10 protein-coding genes are annotated in these 17,027 nt (G+C 74.7%); 2 read left to right on the top strand and 8 right to left on the bottom strand.

All coding sequences use genetic code 11. From position 1 onward, the window contains the following. Positions 1-4 precede the first annotated feature (4 nt). From ACIO5D_RS14010 to ACIO5D_RS13995, 4 genes are all read right to left on the bottom strand, one after another. Positions 5-1,192 (bottom strand): PP2C family protein-serine/threonine phosphatase, encoded by a 1,188-nt coding sequence (locus tag ACIO5D_RS14010; RefSeq protein WP_400655136.1) that lies wholly within the window; start codon positions 1,190-1,192, stop codon positions 5-7. Between the two features lie 190 nt (positions 1,193-1,382). Continuing rightward, on the bottom strand, positions 1,383-4,592 hold the full coding sequence (locus ACIO5D_RS14005; protein ID WP_400655134.1) for a UvrD-helicase domain-containing protein: 3,210 nt from the start codon (positions 4,590-4,592) through the stop codon (positions 1,383-1,385). Positions 4,593-4,657: 65 nt separating this feature from the next. Further along, on the bottom strand, positions 4,658-8,122 hold the full coding sequence (locus tag ACIO5D_RS14000) for an ATP-dependent helicase (RefSeq protein WP_400795222.1): 3,465 nt from the start codon (positions 8,120-8,122) through the stop codon (positions 4,658-4,660). Between the two features lie 36 nt (positions 8,123-8,158). Next, positions 8,159-8,503 carry an MGMT family protein gene (locus ACIO5D_RS13995; RefSeq protein ID WP_400655130.1) on the bottom strand — a complete coding sequence of 115 codons (345 nt, stop codon included), beginning with the start codon at positions 8,501-8,503 and terminating at the stop codon, positions 8,159-8,161. 134 nt (positions 8,504-8,637) lie between these two features. Between ACIO5D_RS13995 and ACIO5D_RS13990 the strand changes: the two genes are divergently transcribed. After that, on the top strand, positions 8,638-11,400 hold the full coding sequence (locus ACIO5D_RS13990) for a lysylphosphatidylglycerol synthase transmembrane domain-containing protein (RefSeq protein ID WP_363610897.1): 2,763 nt from the start codon (positions 8,638-8,640) through the stop codon (positions 11,398-11,400). Between the two features lie 68 nt (positions 11,401-11,468). Here ACIO5D_RS13990 and moeZ read toward each other — a convergent pair whose 3' ends face one another. The 4 genes from moeZ to ACIO5D_RS13970 form a co-directional block, all read right to left on the bottom strand. Then, positions 11,469-12,647, bottom strand: coding sequence for an adenylyltransferase/sulfurtransferase MoeZ (moeZ, locus tag ACIO5D_RS13985; RefSeq protein WP_363610895.1), 1,179 nt, complete (start codon positions 12,645-12,647; stop codon positions 11,469-11,471). Positions 12,648-12,914: 267 nt separating this feature from the next. After that, entirely contained in the window at positions 12,915-13,904 is a 990-nt protein-coding gene (locus ACIO5D_RS13980; protein ID WP_400795219.1) for an NAD-dependent epimerase/dehydratase family protein, read from the bottom strand. A gap of 95 nt (positions 13,905-13,999) precedes the next feature. Next, positions 14,000-14,794, bottom strand: a complete 795-nt coding sequence (locus ACIO5D_RS13975; RefSeq protein ID WP_400795217.1) for a glycosyltransferase — start codon at positions 14,792-14,794, stop codon at positions 14,000-14,002. 380 nt (positions 14,795-15,174) lie between these two features. Then, complete coding sequence (locus ACIO5D_RS13970) at positions 15,175-16,104, bottom strand: alpha/beta fold hydrolase (RefSeq protein ID WP_400655123.1); 930 nt, start codon at positions 16,102-16,104, stop codon at positions 15,175-15,177. 221 nt (positions 16,105-16,325) lie between these two features. On the opposite strand from ACIO5D_RS13970, the gene ACIO5D_RS13965 reads away from it, so the two are divergent. Beyond that, positions 16,326-16,988 carry a TetR/AcrR family transcriptional regulator gene (locus ACIO5D_RS13965; protein WP_363610887.1) on the top strand — a complete coding sequence of 221 codons (663 nt, stop codon included), beginning with the start codon at positions 16,326-16,328 and terminating at the stop codon, positions 16,986-16,988. The last annotated feature ends 39 nt before the right edge of the window (positions 16,989-17,027 follow it).

Genomic DNA, 17,027 nt, shown 5'->3' with positions numbered 1-17,027 from the left:
GAAGCTACCGCCGGGTCAGCAGCCCGTTCTGGTGCGGCAGCTGGGCTCCGGCGGCCGGCGGGGGATCGTACTGGAGCAGCAGCATCGCGGCGTCGTCCCCGAGCTGGCGGCCGACGTGCCGGACGACGTCCTCGTGCAGCCGCCGCAGGACCTCGGCGGGCCGGCCGTCCGCGTGCCGCGGCAGCCGGTCGGCGAGCGGGTAGAAGGCGCCGGAGCGGTCCCGGGCCTCGATGACGCCGTCGGTGAAGAGCAGCACGCGGTCCCCCTGGAGCAGCGGGACCCGGTGCACGGGCGGCCGGACGTCGGCCGGGTCGAGGACGCCGAGCGGGGGCACCGTCTCGGCGAGCTCCAGCGGCCGGACGGGCTCGGTACCGCGCAGCAGCAGGGGTGAGGGGTGGCCGCAGTTGACGATCTCGGCGGTGCCGTCGGGCCGGACGCCGATCAGCACCAGGGTGACGAACTCCTCCTCCACACCGGGGTGGTCGTTCTCGTGCAGCGCGCGGTCGAGGCTGACGGCGAGCCAGCCGGCCACCCGGTCCAGCGCGGACTCCTGGTGGGCGGCCTCGCGGAAGGCGCCGAGCACGGCGGCGGCGGTCTCCACCGCGCCGAGCCCCTTGCCGCGCACGTCACCGACCACCGCCCGGACGCCGTGCCGGGTGTTGACCACCTCGTAGAGGTCTCCGCCGATCCTGGCGTGGGCGGCCGCGGCCTCGTAGTGGACGGCGGCGCGCACCGTGCCGACCCGTTCGGGGACGGGCCGCAGCAGTACCCGGCGGGCGATGGAGGCGACCAGCTGGGCGTCGGCGAGCGCCTCCTCCTGGCGCAGCCGCAGGGTCGCGCTGACCCAGCCGATCGCGGCGACCAGGAGGATGGCGAAGACGGTGGCGCTGTGCACGGACTCGCCGAGCACATCGTTGTGGAAGGCCATCAGGAAGGCGCCGGCCTCGGTGCAGGCGCCGATGGCGAGCGGGTACCAGGTGCGTCGGCTGACCACGGCGGCCAGCGCGGGGACGGCGGTGAGGGCCGGTTCGACCGTCACCGCGGTGTTGCTGATGTAATCGAGGACGACGACCAGCGTCATGCCGATGAACGGCAGCGCGAGCGCCGTTCTCGGCCAGGTGCCGGTCGCACCGGCCGCGGGCCCCGGGGCCGGCCCGGCGAACCGCTCTCTGATCCATCCGGTCGCGCTCAACTTCGGTCTCTCCAGCAGAAGACGCCGATGCCGGGGGCACCTGCGGCGATGACTGAGGGTTAGGGAATGCGGGCCTCGCTGGCGGCCGGAGCACGGGGGTTGACCGGTTACCGACCCCACAATAGGCGCGAAACGTGCACGACGCACAGGTTTCGCGCGATGCCGTGATGACTTGACTGCTCTCTGTGACTCATTCTTCACTGTTCCCGATCAGGAGCCGTTCCAACTCTTTTCGGTCGGGAAGTCCTGCGGGTTGTTCGATCCGGCCGCTGCGGACATACAGGAACGACGCCGTGACCTGCTCCAGTGGAACGCCCAACTGTTCGGCCCAGGCGACCCGGTAGACGGCGAGCTGGAGCGGGTCGGCGGTCTCCTCGCGATGGGTCTTCCAGTCCACCACTTCGTAGCGTGACGCCGCACCGGATTCTGACCGGCCGTCACCTTCACGATAGACCGCGTCGATCCGGCCGCGCACCACCCGACCCGCCAGCACCAGCTGGAACGGCGCCTCGACCCGGTACGGCGTCCGGTGCGCGTACGGGGTGCGCAGGAACGCCTCCTTGAGGCGCTCCAGGTCCTGCTCGTCCTCGATCCCGTCGTCGTCCGCGCCCGGCAGCGCGCCCGGCCCGATGAGCAGCAGCGGCTCGATCCTGGCCTGCACCCAGGCGTGGAAGCGGGTGCCCCGGCGGGCGGCGGGCTGCGGCGGGCGCGGCATCGGGCGGGCCAGGTCGTGGGCGAAGCCGTCCGGATCGGCGGCCAGCCGCAGCAGCTGGGTGGCGGAGAGCGCGGGCGGCAGCGGCACCTCCCGGACGCCACGCCGGGAGCGCTCCAACTCGCCGAGCAGCGCGGTGAGGTCGCGGTCCCAGGACTCCACCTGGCGGCGGTCCTCGACGCCCATCGGCTCCGGCTCCGGGGCCGGCTGCCCGGCCAGCCGGCGGCGGACCACCTCGGCGACCCGGCGGCGGGCGTGCTGGGCGGCCGGGTCCAGCGGCAGCGGCCAGGGCCGTTCCACCGGGGCGGCCAGCGCGGGGTTCTCCGCCCCCTTGGCGGGCTGCTCCGCCCAGTGCTCGGTCTCGCCCGCGCCGGGCCGCTCGCAGTGGGCGCGCAGCGCCTCCAGGAAGGCGGACGGGCCGCGGACGGTCTTCTGGGTCGGCCCCCACCAGTGGCCGGAGGCCAGCAGCAGGGAGCGCGGCCGGGTGAAGGCGACATAGCCGAGGCGCAGCTCCTCGGTGGCGGAGTGCTCGGCGAGCTGCTGCCTGAACGCGGTCATCGACTTGCCGGTCCAGCCGCCGCGGACGTCGGGCAGGGTGGCCGCGTCGCCGCGCAGCGCGTGCGGGAGCACCCGTTTGGTGCTGGTCCAGCGCTCGCGCGGGGCCGAGGACGGGAACGCCCCCTTGACCAGGCCGGGGACGGCGACGACGTCCCACTCCAGGCCCTTGGACTTGTGGGCGGTGAGCACCTTCACGGTGTCCTCGCCACCGGGCAGGCTGCTGTCCAGGCCGCGCTCGTACTGCTGGGCGGCGCGCAGGAAGCCGAGGAAGGCCGGCAGGCCCGGGTCGCCGTCCAGGTCGGCGAAGCCCGCCGCGACGTCCAGGAAGGCGTGCAGGGTCTCCCGGCGGCGGGCGGCCAGGGCCTTCGGCGAGGCGGCGAGTTCGACCTCCAGGCCGGTGACCGCGAGCACCCGGTGCAGCACGTCCATCAGCGGCTCGGCGAGCGAGCGGCGCAGCTCGCGCAGCTCCCGGGCGAGGCGGGCGAACCGCACCCGGGCCTCCGGGGAGAACGGCAGTTCGTCGGGCTGGTCGGCGTCCAGGAAGGTCTCCAGCGCATCGGCGAGCGAGACCACCTCGGTGGGGTCGGTCTCGGCGACGGCGGCGGCCAGCGCCTCCACGCCCTCGGGCCGGGCGGTGCGGACCAGGTCGGCGGCGCGGCGCCCGAGCAGGGCGAGGTCGCGGGCGCCGATCCGCCAGCGCGGGCCGATCAGCAGCCGGACCAGCGCCGCGTTGGCGGTCGGGTCCTGCAGCACCTCGCAGACCGCGACCAGGTCGGCCACCTCGGGCAGTTGCAGCAGTCCGCCGAGGCCGACCACCTCGACCGGCACCTCGCGGGCGACCAGCGCCGCGTGGATGTCGGGGAACGCCGCGCCGCCCCGGCAGAGCACGGCGATCCGGCCGGGCGCGGTGCCGGTGCGCACCAGGTGGGCGATCGAGTCGGCCAGCCAGTCGATCTCGGCGGCGTGGGTGGGCAGCAGCGCGGCCCGGACGTATCCGTCCTGCTCGGCGCCGGGCGCCGGGCGCAGCGCCTCGACGCCCGCGTGCATGGCGCGCAGCGGCGCGGCCAGCTCGTTGGCGAAGGCGAGCAGCCGGCCGCCGCTGCGGCGGTTCTCGCTGAGCGCGTACCGGGCGGCCGGGGTGCCGCCGGCCTTCGGGAAGTGCCGGGGGAAGTCGTCCAGGTTGGCGACGGAGGCGCCGCGCCAGCCGTAGATCGCCTGGCAGGGGTCGCCGACGGCGGTGACGGCGTGGCCGCCACCGGCGCCGTCCGGGCCAGCGCCGAAGAGCCCGGCGAGCATCAGCCGCTGGGCGACGGAGGTGTCCTGGTACTCGTCGAGCAGGACCACCCGGAACTGGCCGCGGAGCAGTTCGCCGACCTCGGGCCGCTGCTGGGCGAGGCGGGCGGCGGCGGCTATCTGGTCGCCGAAGTCCATCAGCCCGGCGGCGGCCTTGCGGCGCCGGTACTCCTCGACCAGGCGCAGCAGTTCCAGCCGGGCCCGGGCGGTGCCGGGGACGGCCCTGAGGTCGTCGTTGGTGAGTTTGGCGGTGGCCAGGGTGTCGAGCAGTTCCTCGTCGTACGCGCGCAGGGCGGCGGGCTCGACCAGGTGCTCGGCGAGTTCGCCGTCCAGGGCGGTGAGGTCGGCGACCAGGTTGGCGAAGGTGCCGGTGAGCGCCGGGAAGGGGCCGCGGGCGGTGCGCAGCACCTTGGCGGCGAGCTGGAAGCGGGTGGCGTCGGCGAGCAGCCGGACGTCGGGCTCGATGCCGATCCGCAGGCCGTGCTCCTTGAGCAGCCGGCCGGCGAAGGCGTGGTAGGTGGAGATCTCGGGTTCGCCGAGTGGCTCCTCGTCCGGTTCGGCGACGCCGGCGCGCAGCAGGGCGGCGCGGACGCGTTCGGAGAGTTCGCCGGCGGCCTTGTTGGTGAAGGTGAGGCCGAGCACCTCCTCGGGCCGGACGGCGCCGGAGCCGACCAGCCAGACCACGCGGGCGGCCATCACGGTGGTCTTGCCGGAGCCGGCGCCGGCCACGATGACGGCCGGTTCCAGCGGGGCGCCGATGGCCGCCATCTGCTCCGGGTTGAAGGGGATGCCCAGCAGGTCCTTGAGCTGGTCGGGGCGGCTGAGCACGGCGGTCACCCCCCAACGCTAACCGGACGGGCGGACAGTCCCTCACCCGAACGGCCCCGGCGCTCCCCGGCCGGTTACTCGACGAGCTGCGCGCCGTCCCGCTGGGCGGAGCAGCTGCGGCGGAACGAGCACCGGTCGCAGCCGCTGCCGGTCTGCGGGACGAAGCGTTCGGCGAGGACCCTTCCGGCGGCGTCGGCGAGCAGGTTCTCGATCCAGGGCTCGCCCTCGGGCGGGTCCTGCCGCTGCACCTTGGGCGCGTCGGGCAGGGCCTTGGCGGACGGCTCGCGCAGGTGCACCAGTTCGGCGCCGCCGGTCTGCGGCGGGTGGTCGTCGAAGCCGGGCAGTTCGTTGAGGGCGCCGGCCCGGACGGCGAGCTGGTAGACGGCGAGCTGCTTGTGCTCGGGCAGCGACTTGTCGGTCGGGATCTGCTTGCCGGTCTTGAAGTCGACCACGTAGGCGCGCCCGGCGTCGTCCTTCTCGACCCGGTCCATCGAGCCGCGGATGCGTACCGAGACGCCGCCGACGTCCAGGCTGACGTCGAAGCCGTGCTCGGTGGCGACGAGATCGCGGCCGCGTTCCAGCACGTGCCAGTTGAGGAAGCGCTCCAGGGCGGCGCGGGCCTCGGTCTTCTCCTGCTGGGACTTCCAGGGGGCGTCGAAGGCCAGCGCGTCCCAGACCGTGTCCAGCCGCTCCATCAGCACGGCGAGGTCGGCGGGGGTGCGGCCGGAGCCGACCTCGTCGGCGAGGGCGTGCACCACGTTGCCGAAGCCCTGGGCGGCGGAGCCGGCGCCGCGCGCCTTGACCTCCTTGTCCAGGAACCACTGGAGCGAGCAGTTCTCCAGCTGTTCCAGGCCGCTGCCGGACAGCCGCACCGGCAGGCCGGCGTCGCGCAGCGGGTCGGGGGCGGCGGTGGCGTCGTCCAGGCCCCACCAGCGTTCGGGGTGGGCGGCGGGGACCAGTGGCAGGCCGTCCTCGTCGGCGGCGGCCGCGAGGGTGGCGAGCCGTTCGGCGGCGGCGCGGCGCAGTTCCGGCGAGCGGGCCGGGTCGACGGTGACCGCGCGCAGCTCGGCGACCAGCGCGGGCACCGAGAGCGGGCGGCGCGGGCGGTGGGTGATGTCCTCGACGGTGACCTGGGGGGTGCGGCGCAGCACCCGGCCGGTTCTGGGGTCGAGTTCCTCGCGGTAGAGCTCGCGCAGGAAGCGGGAGGGTTCGTCGCCGTCCTCGGCGGGCGCCTTGACGGCGGTGACGATCAGCCGTTCCCTGGCCCGGGTGGCGGCGACGTAGAAGAGCCGGCGCTCCTCGCCGAGCAGGGCGGCCGGGGAGAGCGGTTCGGCGAGGCCGTCGCGGCCGATCCGGTCGGCCTCCAGCAGCGAGCCGCGGCGGCGCAGGTCCGGCCAGAGGCCGTCCTGGACACCGGCGACCACGACGAGGCGCCATTCCAGGCCCTTGGAGCGGTGGGCGGTCATCAGCCGGACAGCCTCCGGGCGGACGGCCCGCACGGTGAGGGTGTCGGCGGCGATGTCCTGGGCCTCCAGCTCGGCGAGCAGGTCGAGGGCGCCGCGGTGCCCGGTGACCTGTTCCTCGGCGCGGGCGGCGGTCTCGAACAGGGCGCAGAGCGCGTCCAGGTCGCGGTCGGCGTTGCGGCCGGCCGCGCCGCCGCGCAGGGCGGCCCGTTCCAGGCGTTCGCGCCAGCGCCGGCTGCCGTCCCAGAGGTCCCAGAGGGCCTCCTCGGCGGTGCAGCCGCCGGCCAGCCGTTCGCGGACCTTGCGCAGCAGGGTGCCGAGGTCGCGGGCGCGGCGGGCGTAGGCGGGGTCGAGGGCGACGAGGCGCTCGGGCTCGGCCAGGGCCTCGCGGATCAGTTCCTCGGCGGGGCGCAGCGCGGCGGCGGGCAGGTCGGCCGCGCGCAGCACCGCGCGTTCCTCCTCGCGCAGGGCGCGGCCGAGGCGGCGCAGGTCGGAGCCGTCCATGCCGCCGAGCGGGCCGGTGAGCAGGGTGTGGGCGAGCTCGGTGGTGAGGGGGTCGGTGGTGTGGAGGTCGGCGGTGGTCTCCTCCTCGTGGTCGTGCCGGTCCCGGGCGGCCTGCCGGACCGCCTGCTCGGCGCAGACCCTGAGGGCGAGCAGCAGCTGGGCGACGGCGGGTTCCTCGCGCAGCGGCAGGTCGTCGCCGTCGATCTCCAGCGGGACGCCGGCCGCGCTGAGCGCCCGCCGGACGCCGGGGATGGAACGGCCGCCGGCCCGGACCAGCACGGCCATCTCGCCCCAGGGCACGCCGTCCTCCAGGTGGGCGCGGCGGAGCAGGTCGGCGATGGAGTCCAGCTCGGTGCCGGGGGTGGGGTAGGTGTAGACCTCGACCCGGCCGCCCTCGCGGGAGGGCAGCAGGGCGCGGTGCTGGGCGAGCTTGTCGGCGGGCAGCCGGCCCATCGGCATCCGCCGGGCGAGTTCGCGGGAGGCGGCGAGCAGGACGGCGCCGGAGCGGCGGGAGACCCGCAGGACCTTGACCTCGGCGGGGCCGCCGTCGGCCCGCCGGAAGGTCTGCGGGAATTCCAGGATGCCGTTGATGTCGGCGCCGCGGAACGCGTAGATCGACTGGTCGGGGTCGCCGACGGCGACCAGCTCCCGCCCGCCGCCGGCCAGCCGGCGCAGCAGCCGGACCTGCGAGGGGTCGGTGTCCTGGTACTCGTCGACGAAGACGGCCTCGTAGCGCTGCCGCAGGTCCTCGCCGACCTCGGCGCGTTCGGCGAGCAGCACGGCGCGGTGGACGAGTTCGGCGTAGTCGAGGACGCCGCGCAGGTCGAGGACGTCCAGGTAGTCGGCGAGGAAGTGCGCGGCGGCGGCCCAGTCGGGGCGCTGGACGCCCTCGGCGAAGCGGCGCAGCTCGTCCTCGCCGAGGCCCAGTTCGCGGCTGCGGGCGAGCACCGCGCGGACCTCGTCGGCGAAGCCGCGGGTGGTCAGGCAGGCGCGCAGGTCGAGCGGCCAGCCGATCCGGCCGCCCGTGGCGGGGCCGTCGTCGGACGCGGCGAGGCGGGCGTCCTCGGCGCCGCCGGCCAGCAGCTCGCGGACCATGACGTCCTGCTCGGGGCCGGAGAGCAGCCGCAGCGGCTCGGCGTAGTCCTGCGGGTCCTGGTGGGCGCGGAGCAGGGCGTAGCAGAAGGAGTGGAAGGTGGTGGCCTGCGGGGCGGCGGCCGAGGCCCCGAGCCGGCCGGACATCCAGTCGCGGAGCTCCATCGCGGCCTTGCGGCTGAAGGTCAGGACCAGGATCCGCTCGGGGTCGGTGCCGCGTTCGATCCGCCGGGCGACGGCCTCCACCAGGGTCGTGGTCTTGCCCGTCCCGGGCCCGGCGAGCACCAGCAGCGGGCCGCCCGTGTGCTCGACCACGGCGCGCTGGTACTCGTCCAGCACGGGCGGGGCGGGCTGGGCGAGGGGGCTGCGCACCAGACGGTAGGGGGAGGTCACGGAGTTCCTGGGGGTTGTGCTGCGGGCAACGTCGGACGGGCCCGCCCGGGGCCCGCCCGTATCGAGCCTACGATCCTGCCCCGTCATTCCCGTCCGCGCACCCGGTTCCGGGAAGGTCCGGGGTCACCGGCCGTCCCAGCGGGCCCGCTTCAGGTCGACCCGGGGCGGGTCGGCGAGTTCGCGCAGCGGGGTGCCCTCCTCGCCGTAGTGGGCGAGGGCGCGGTGCTCGTGGCCGGGCAGGAACCGGCCGTCCGCGCGGATCACCCGCCACCAGGGCACGGCGCCGCCGTAGAGTGCCATGACCCGGCCGACCTGGCGGGGTCCGCCCTGGCCGAGGTATTCGGCGACGTCTCCGTAGGTCATCACCCGGCCGGGTGGAATCCGCTCGGTCAGGTCGAGCACCAGTTCGGCGAAGGGTGGCAGCGCGTCGTGGCCGCCGTCGTCGGTAGCGTCCGTCACCTGCGGCATTCTTCCCCATCCGGGCGCCCGGGAGGTCCGTCGTGGACGATCCGCCGCGCCCGATCCGCCCCCTGTCCAGCACGGGGCGCCGAGGCATGCCACCATCTTCGGGGCGGTGAGTGGTGATACGAGGACAAGACCAGATGACCGGGACGGCTGACGTGGGCGTGGACGAGGACTCCGACGAGTCCGCCGACGCCGTGCCCGCACGTCCCGGCGGCGAGAGCGCCGCCGAGCCGTCACCGGAAGTCTCCCTGATCAAGGACCGGACGATCAAGACCCCCCAGCCGACCGGCCCCGAGGCCGGGCTGCCCGGGCCCGCACCCGAGCCGGCGACGACCGGTGTCCCGGCCCAGCAGCCCGCCCCCGGGCCGGCGCCCGCACCGTACGAACCGGCCGGGCCGCACGGGCCGCACGAGCCGTTGGACGACACCCCGCACCTGGACGTGGACGAGCCGCTGCTCGCCGCCCGGGCGCACCGCCCGTCCGATCTGATCCGCTTCCTGGCCGGCGTCTTCGGCATCGTCGCGGTGTTCGTCCTGGCCGGCGTCGCGACCTCGACCACCACCGGCATCGAGCTGGACATCGCCTCCAACGCGCCCCGGTTCTCCCCGGTGCTCTCCACCATCACCGGCCTGGTCTCCAGCGTCGCGGTGCTCGCCGTCCCGCTCGCCTTCGCGGTGGAGCGGCTGATCAAACGCGACGGCCTGCGGGTCGCCGACGGTGTGCTCGCCTCGGTGCTCGCCTACGGCGTCTCGCTGGGCATCGACTGGTGGGTCGCCGAGGGCGCCTCCGATCACATCCGGGACGCCCTCACCAGACTGCCGCTGGACAGCAACGGCACCCTCACCGACCCGGTGCACGGCTATCTGGCGCCGGTGATCGCCTATATGACCGCGGTCGGCATGTCGAGCCGGCCGCGCTGGCGGGTCGCCCTCTGGGTGGTGGTGATCTTCAGCGGGATCACCGAGCTGCTCGGCGGCTACACCACCCCGCTGTCCCTGCTGCTCACCGTGCTGATCGGCTGGTCCGTCGCCTACGGCACGCTGTACGCGATCGGCTCGCCGAACATCCGGCCCACCGGCCAGCACCTGATGATCGGCCTGCGCAAGGTCGGCTTCACCCCGGCCAGCGCCCACCGCGCTCCCGACGCGCCCGGCGGCACCCGCCGCTACTACGTCGCCCAGCAGAGCGGCCCGCCGCTGGACGTCCACATCATCGACCGCGAGCAGCAGGCCTCCGGCTTCTTCTACCGCGCCTGGCGGCGGCTGCGGCTGCGCTCGGTGGCCGTCCGCCGCAGCCCCCAGTCGCTGCGCCAGGCCCTGGAGCAGGAGGCGCTGATCGCCTACGCGGCGGCCGCCTCGGGCGCCCGCGCCCCGCAGCTGGTCGCCACCTCCGAGCTCGGTCCGGACGCCGCGATCCTGGTCTACGAGAACGTCGAGGGCCGCATCCTGGACGACCTCGGCGAGGGGGAGGTCACCGACCAGGTGATGGCCTCGCTCTGGGAGTCGGTCGCCGCCCTGCACGAGCGCCGGATCGCCCACCGCCGGCTCACCGGCGAGTCGCTGCTGGTCGTCGACGAGAAGGCGGCCTGCCTGGTCAACCTCTCCGGCGGCGACATCGCGGCCACCGATCTGACGCTGCGCATCGACATCGCCCAGCTGCTCACCACCTTCGCGCTGCGGATCGGCCCGGAGCGGGCGGTCGCCACCGCCAACGCCGTCCTCGGCGCCGAGCGGGTGGCGCAGGCGCTGCCGCTGCTCCAGCCGGTCGGCATGAGCCGCTCCACCAGGGTCGACCTGAAGAAGCTCACCAGGGAACGCAAGGCCGCCGCCCGGGCCCGGGCGCTGGAGCAGGTCGCCGCCGGCGAGCGCACCCAGCAGCAGGCCGAGGAGGACATCGCGGCGGCCGGCGAGGACCTGCTCAGCCGGCTCCGCGGCCAGATCCTCCAGATCGCCCCCGAGGCACCGACCGAGACGGCCAAGCTGGAACGGCTCAAGCCGAAGAGCCTGATCATGGTGATCGCGCTCACCTTCGCCGCCTATCTGGCCCTGACCACCATCAAGCCGGCCCAGCTCAAGCTCTCCCAGATGGACTGGGCCTGGGCTGCGGTGGCCCTGGCCGGCGCCGCGTTCAGCTACGTGGCCGCCTCGATGAGCCTGACCGGGTTCGTCCCGGAGAAGCTGCCGTTCCGGCGCACCGTCGCCGCCCAGCTGGCCGGGTCCTTCGTCAAGCTGGTCGCGCCCGCCGCGATCGGCGGCATCGCGCTGAACACCCGCTATCTGCAGAAGGCCGGCATCCGCTCCGGCCAGGCGGTCGCCTCCGTCGGCGCCTCCCAGCTGGCCGGGCTGGCCGGGCACCTGCTGCTGCTGTTCAGCTTCGGCCTGATCACCGGCAGCCAGACCAACGGCGACCTCTCTGCCTCCCGGGCGGTGATCATCGGGGTGCTGACCGCCGCCGTGCTCGCCCTGGTGGTCGCGGCCGTCGCCCCGCTGCGGCGGTTCGTGCTGAACCGGCTGCGCTCGCTGTTCTTCGGCGTGGTGCCCCGGATGCTCGACCTGATGCAGACCCCCAGGAAGCTGATCACCGGCTTCGGCGGCATCCTGCTGCTGACCCTGTCGTTCACCGCCTGCCTGGACGCCTCGGTGCAGGCCTTCGGCGGCAGCATCAGCTTCTCGGCGGTCGCGGTGGTCTTCCTGACCGCCAACGCGGCCGGTTCCGCGATCCCCACACCCGGCGGGATCGGCCCGGTGGAGGTGGCCCTGATCAGTGCCCTGACCTTCGCCGACGTGCCGGCCGCGGTCGCCACCCCGGCGGTCTTCCTCTACCGCGCGCTGACCTTCTGGCTGCCGGTGCTGCCCGGCTGGATCTCCTACAACGTGCTCCAGCGCAAGGGCGCGCTGTAGGTCCGCGCATGCGAAAGGGCCCGCCGGGAACGGCGGGCCCTTCGCGCGTCAGGCCTGGTACGTCAGGCCTAGTAAACCGGCTTGTGCGGCTCGATCTGGCTCACCCAGCCGAGCACGCCGCCGCCGAGGTGCACGGCGTTGGCGAAGCCGGCCGCCTTCACCACGGCCAGCACCTCGGCCGAGCGCACGCCCGACTTGCAGTGCAGCACGATCTTCTTGTCCTGCGGCAGCGACTCCAGGGCGTCGCCCATCAGGAACTCGTTCTTCGGGATCAGCACCGCGCCGGGGATGTTGACGATCTCGTACTCACCGGGCTCGCGGACGTCGATCAGGAAGATGTCCTCCTTGTCGTCCTGCCACTGCTTGAGCTGCTTCGAGGTGATCGTCGAACCGGCGGCGGCGGCCTGCGCCTCCTCCGACACCACGCCGCAGAAGGCCTCGTAGTCGATCAGCTCGGTGACCGTCGGGTTCTCGCCGCAGAGCGCGCAGTTCGGGTCCTTGCGGACCTTCACCTGGCGGTAGGTCATCTCCAGGGCGTCGTAGATCATCAGCCGGCCGACCAGCGGCTCGCCGACCCCGGCCAGCAGCTTGATCGCCTCGGTGACCTGGATCGAGCCGATGGAGGCGCAGAGCACGCCCAGCACGCCGCCCTCGGCGCAGGACGGGACCATGCCGGCCGGCGGGGCCTCCGGGTAGAGGCAGCGGTAGCACGGGCCGTGCTCGGCCCAGAACACGCTCGCCTGGCCGTCGAAGCGGTAGATCGAACCCCACACGTACGGCTTGCCGAGCAGCACCGCGGCGTCGTTGACCAGGTAGCGGGTGGCGAAGTTGTCGGTGCCGTCGACGATCAGGTCGTAGCCGGAGAAGATCTCCATGACGTTGTCGTTGTCGAGGCGCTCCTCGTGGAGGATCACGTTGACGTAGGGGTTGATCTCCTTGACGGAGTCCCGCGCCGACTCGCCCTTGGAGCGGCCGATGTCCGACTGGCCGTGGATGATCTGCCGCTGGAGGTTGGACTCGTCCACCACGTCGAACTCGACGATGCCGAGCGTGCCGACACCGGCCGCGGCCAGGTACATCAGCGCGGGCGAGCCCAGGCCGCCGGCGCCGACACACAGCACCTTGGCGTTCTTCAGCCGCTTCTGCCCGGCCATGCCCACATCGGGGATGATCAGGTGGCGGGAGTACCTGCGGACCTCGTCGACGGTGAGCTCGGCGGCCGGCTCGACCAGGGGTGGCAGCGACACGGGGACTCCGATGGTCGTCGGTTCAGGTGGCCTGGGCCAACCTCTTGTGGCTTGTTGCTCCGCCACCGAGGTGGCTCTGCTACGCCAACAGTGTCATGCCGCCCCGGTATTCCGAGACAGCTCGTCCGACTGGCGAGACGGGCGGCACCGGATGGTGGGACCGCCCGCCGGCCCCGGGGCCCAGCAGGTCCGGGGCCCCGCGAAAGGGCCGCGGAAGAGCCGCGGCGGGCCGCCCGGCCCCGGCCGCCGCCCCGGACCGGCCCGCGCTCAGACCCGGCAGGCCGTCTCCAGCCAGACGTCCCCGAGCGACTCCTCCAGCGGCACCTGCGTCCGCCAGCCGAGACGGTCCCGGGCGGTCCGGACGTCCGCCTGCCGCCACGGCACCGGCTCGCCCGCCGGACCGCGCCCCTCGGCCGGCCGCGGCTCCGACGCCCGGTGGCCCGGCAGATGGTGCCCGGGCAGGTGGTCGGCCGGTCCGGCGGACTGCGCGGGCAGCAGCATCTGCCGGTTCTCCTCCAGGACCGTCCCCTCGAAACCGGCCGCCCGGACCAGCAGCTGCGCCGCGTCCCGGGCCCGGACGGCGTGCCCGCTGCCGATGTTGATCACCCCGGTGGCCGCCGACACCGCCGCCGCCTGGATCGCCCGGGCGACGTCCCGGACGTCCACGAAGTCCCGGTAGCCCGACAGGTCCGGCATCCGCACCTGGGACTCCTCCCGCTCCAGCGCCCGGCGCAGGCCCTCGGCGAGCCGTCCGAACAGCGAGGCGGTCGGCGCGCCCGGACCCACCACGTCGAACACCCGCAGCACGGCCGCGTCCAGCCCGGAGGCCAGCACCAGCTCCGTCCCGGCGAGCTTGGACACCCCGTACGGGCCCACCGGGCGCGGCTCGGCGCTCTCCGCCACCGGCACACCGCCCGGCACCGGCCCGTACTCCGCCGCCGAGCCGACGTGCACCAGCCGGGCCGGCTCCCGGCTGCGCCGGATCGCCTCGCAGACGGTGGCCACCGCCAGCGTGTTCGCCCGGATCAGGGTGCGCGAGCTGCCGTAGGTGGCGCCCGCGCAGTTGATCACCACCTGGGGCGCGACCGCGTCCAGGAACCGGGCCAGCGCGCCCGGACTGCCGGTGGTCAGGTCGAAGCGGATGTCGGCGGAGTCACGCCGGCCGAGCACCGTCACCTGCAACTCCTGGTCCATGAGCAGACGATCGGTGACCCGACGGCCGATAAAGCCGTCGGCGCCCAGCAGCAGCACCCTCATCGGGGGTGTCCTTCCACGAAGCGAGGTCGGTACGACCTGGCGGACAGAATGAACAACAGGACAGTGGATCGGTGGCGGCACCGGCGCGGGCCCGGTCAGCGGTGCGGGCCGGCCCGGCCCAGCGCGAGCAGCGCGAGCCAGAGCGCGGGAGCGGCGAGCGCGCCCGGCGCGGCGGCCGGCCGGTACCCGGTGGGCCGGGCGAACGGGCGCGGACGCTCCCCGGCCCCGCCGTCGGCCCCGGCCGCCGAGAAGGCCGGCCACCGCGAGACCGGCTCCGGGCAGATCTCGCGGAACGCGCCGACCACCCGTTCCACGGCGAAGCGTTCCTGCGCCCTCAGCCGCCCGGCCGACCCCGGCCGGGACCGCCGCTCCTCGTCCCGCGGCAGCGCCGGGCAGGCACCCGCCGGCGCGTCCGGATCCCGGGGCGGGACCAGCGGCCCGGTCGGCCCAGCCACCTCGCGTGCCACCCCCACATCGGTGGGGACCACCGCCCGACCGCTGAGCATCGCGTCCGCCGGCAGCCGCGGACCGCGCGGGGCGAGCGCCGAGAAGACGACCACGGTGCCACCCTCCCAGGCCCGCGCCGACGATGCGGGCCGTCCGGCGAATTCCACCGCCCCGGCCACTCCCGGCCGGCCGGCCACGGCCTCGCGGTGCGCCCGGTGGCCGGGCGCCGTCTCCTCACCGTGGATCACCGGCCGCGCCGCGGGCCGCCCGGCCCGGACCCGGGCGAAGGCGTACGGCATCGGCTCGACGTCCCGGCCCGCCCCCGGCGCGGGCAGCGCCGCCGCGCCGCCGCCCTCCACATGGCAGAGGCCCACCGCGGCCAGGCCGCCGGAACCACGCCGGGAATACGGGCGGGCACTCTCGGTGAGCAGGGCTATGCGCACGGGAGACCTCCAGAGCAGAGCGGGATCGACGGATTGCTTGAGCGGCCTGGGCGGCCACCCGGAATGGCCCCGCGACCGGCCCGGGAACGGCCCGGGGCCGAGGGGCCCGGTCGGCCGGCGGCATCGCGGCCCGGCCGGGGTGCCGCCGGCCGGCGGGGCGGCCGCCCGGCGGTCACCTCCGACCCGCCGTCACCCTGCGTACGGCCGCCCTCCGGATCCTCCGGCTGCCGCGACGCCCCCACATGTGTTCGGTCCGACAGCAGAAAGGTAGGACCGGCCCCCGGCGATCCATCGGTCACATGCCTGGCTGCCACCTGAACGAGTGAACCCGCGTGACCTCGCCCGGGCCGGGGCGTTGGGGCTCTCCCGCTCCGGGCGGGTCAGCCGCGCCCGAGCAGTTCCCGGACCGCGCGCGCCACCTGCTCGGGGTGCTCCATCATCGCCACGTGCCCCGAGTCCGGCAGCACCAGCAGCCGGGCGTCCGCGAACGCCGCGCAGGCCCGCCGCGCCGAGCGGTAGGAGACCAGCTTGTCCCGCAGCCCGTACACCAGCAGCACCGGCACCCGCACCTGCTCGGCCTGCCGCCAGAGCGACTGGTCGCCGCGCTCGGTGTAAGCCGAAACGATTCCGCGCGCCGACCCGGTCAGCGCCCGCATCGCGTACGGCACCGCCAGCCGGCTCCGGTACTCGGCCACCGCCGCGGCCCGGGCGGCCTCGGACAGGCCGTCCGGGTCTCCGTAGACCAGCCTCAGCAGTTCCTCGGTGGCGGCCTCGGGGGCCCGCCCCTTCGACGGCAGCCGGCGCAGCAGCGCGGGGACCCCGGGCACCGCGAGCAGCCCGGTCGGCCAGGCCGTGCGCTGCGGCGGCAGTTCGGGCAGCGCGGGCGAGATCAGGGTGAGGCTGCGCACCAGGTCGGGGCGGAGCGCGGCGAGCCGGACGGCGACGGCCCCGCCCAGCGAGTTGCCGAACAGGTGCACCGGACCGCGCCCGGCCGCCTCCAGGTGGCCGATCACCGCGCGGACGTGGCCGGAGACGGTCAGGTTGCCGTCGGCCGGCGGAGCGGACCGGCCGAAGCCGGGCAGGTCCACGGCCTCACCGTCGACCAGGCCGCCGAGGCGGTCCATCAGCGCCGTCCAGTTGGCCGCCGAGCCGCCGAGCCCGTGCACGAAGAGCGCCGGCTCCCGCCCGTCCGCGCCACCACCGTCACCGCCGGGCCGGTGCGCCGCCGGCACCGGACCGGGGACCTCGACCGTGCGGAGCGGCCCGGGCCGCCCTGCCTCCGTCCGTACCTGCTGCTCAGCGCTGCTCATGGTGGACGATGGTAGTGAGACGCCACCCCGCGCCCCCGGGCCCGGGCCGCCCTCCCGGCCGACGTCACACCACTGCCGTCAGCCGTGGTCAGCGCCGTATTGTGGGCTCCTGACAAGGGGGCTCGGTGCTTTTCTCACGCTCGCCAAGCGCGAAGGCGGTTACCGAAAAGTAGAATCGGTCATCTTGCCAGCCCCGAACAACCCGTGAAGTGAGGAGCGCCGTGACGGCCATCCAGGAGGCGCAGGAGCGCCCGCGCGGTGCCCGCCTGCCGCGAAGCGCCCGCCGTGAACAACTGCTCGGTGCCGCCCAGGAGGTGTTCGTCGCGCAGGGTTACCACGCGGCCGCCATGGACGACATCGCCGACCGCGCCGGGGTCAGCAAGCCGGTGCTGTACCAGCACTTCCCCGGAAAGCTGGAGCTCTACCTGGCGCTGCTGGACAAGCACTGCGACGCCCTGGTCGAGTCGACCCGCGCGGCGCTGGCCGCGACCACCGACAACAAGCAGCGGGTGGCCGCGACCATGGAGGCGTACTTCAACTACGTCTCCAGCGAGTCCGGCGCCTTCCGGCTGGTCTTCGAGTCGGACCTGACCAACGAACCGGCCGTGCGCGAGCGCGTCGAGCGTGCCTCGGACGCCAGCGCGACCCTGGTCAGCAAGGTGATCCAGGAGGACACCGACCTGCCGGAGGCCGAGTCCAAGCTGCTCGCCGCCGGGGTCTGCGGCCTGGCCCAGATCACCGCCCGCTACTGGCTCTCGCAGGGGCTGGAGATCCCCCGCGACGAGGCGGTCCGGCTGGTCGCGAGCCTGGCCTGGCGCGGTCTGAAGGGCTTCCCGATGCATCCCGTCGCCGAGGCCGCGGAGGCGGCGGGCGAAGAGCGGTGATGCGCTGACCTTCGCCTCGGCGCTGATCGTGTGCTCTAT

The sequence above is a fragment of the Kitasatospora sp. NPDC087315 genome (assembly GCF_044744345.1).
Classification (GTDB): Bacteria; Actinomycetota; Actinomycetes; order Streptomycetales; family Streptomycetaceae; genus Kitasatospora.
Note: the sequence above shows the minus strand (reverse complement) of the source record. Positions and strands in the feature narration are given on the sequence as shown.

Excerpts from the sequence above, each read along its gene's own strand:
- ACIO5D_RS13995 (WP_400655130.1), bottom strand. The coding sequence starts at position 8,503 with ATGCCGCAGGTGACGGACGCTACCGACGACGGCGGCCACGACGCGCTG.
- ACIO5D_RS14000 (WP_400795222.1), bottom strand. The coding sequence starts at position 8,122 with ATGACGGGGCAGGATCGTAGGCTCGATACGGGCGGGCCCCGGGCGGGC.
- ACIO5D_RS13980 (WP_400795219.1), bottom strand. The coding sequence starts at position 13,904 with ATGAGGGTGCTGCTGCTGGGCGCCGACGGCTTTATCGGCCGTCGGGTC.
- ACIO5D_RS13990 (WP_363610897.1), top strand. The coding sequence starts at position 8,638 with ATGACCGGGACGGCTGACGTGGGCGTGGACGAGGACTCCGACGAGTCC.
- ACIO5D_RS13970 (WP_400655123.1), bottom strand. The coding sequence starts at position 16,104 with ATGAGCAGCGCTGAGCAGCAGGTACGGACGGAGGCAGGGCGGCCCGGG.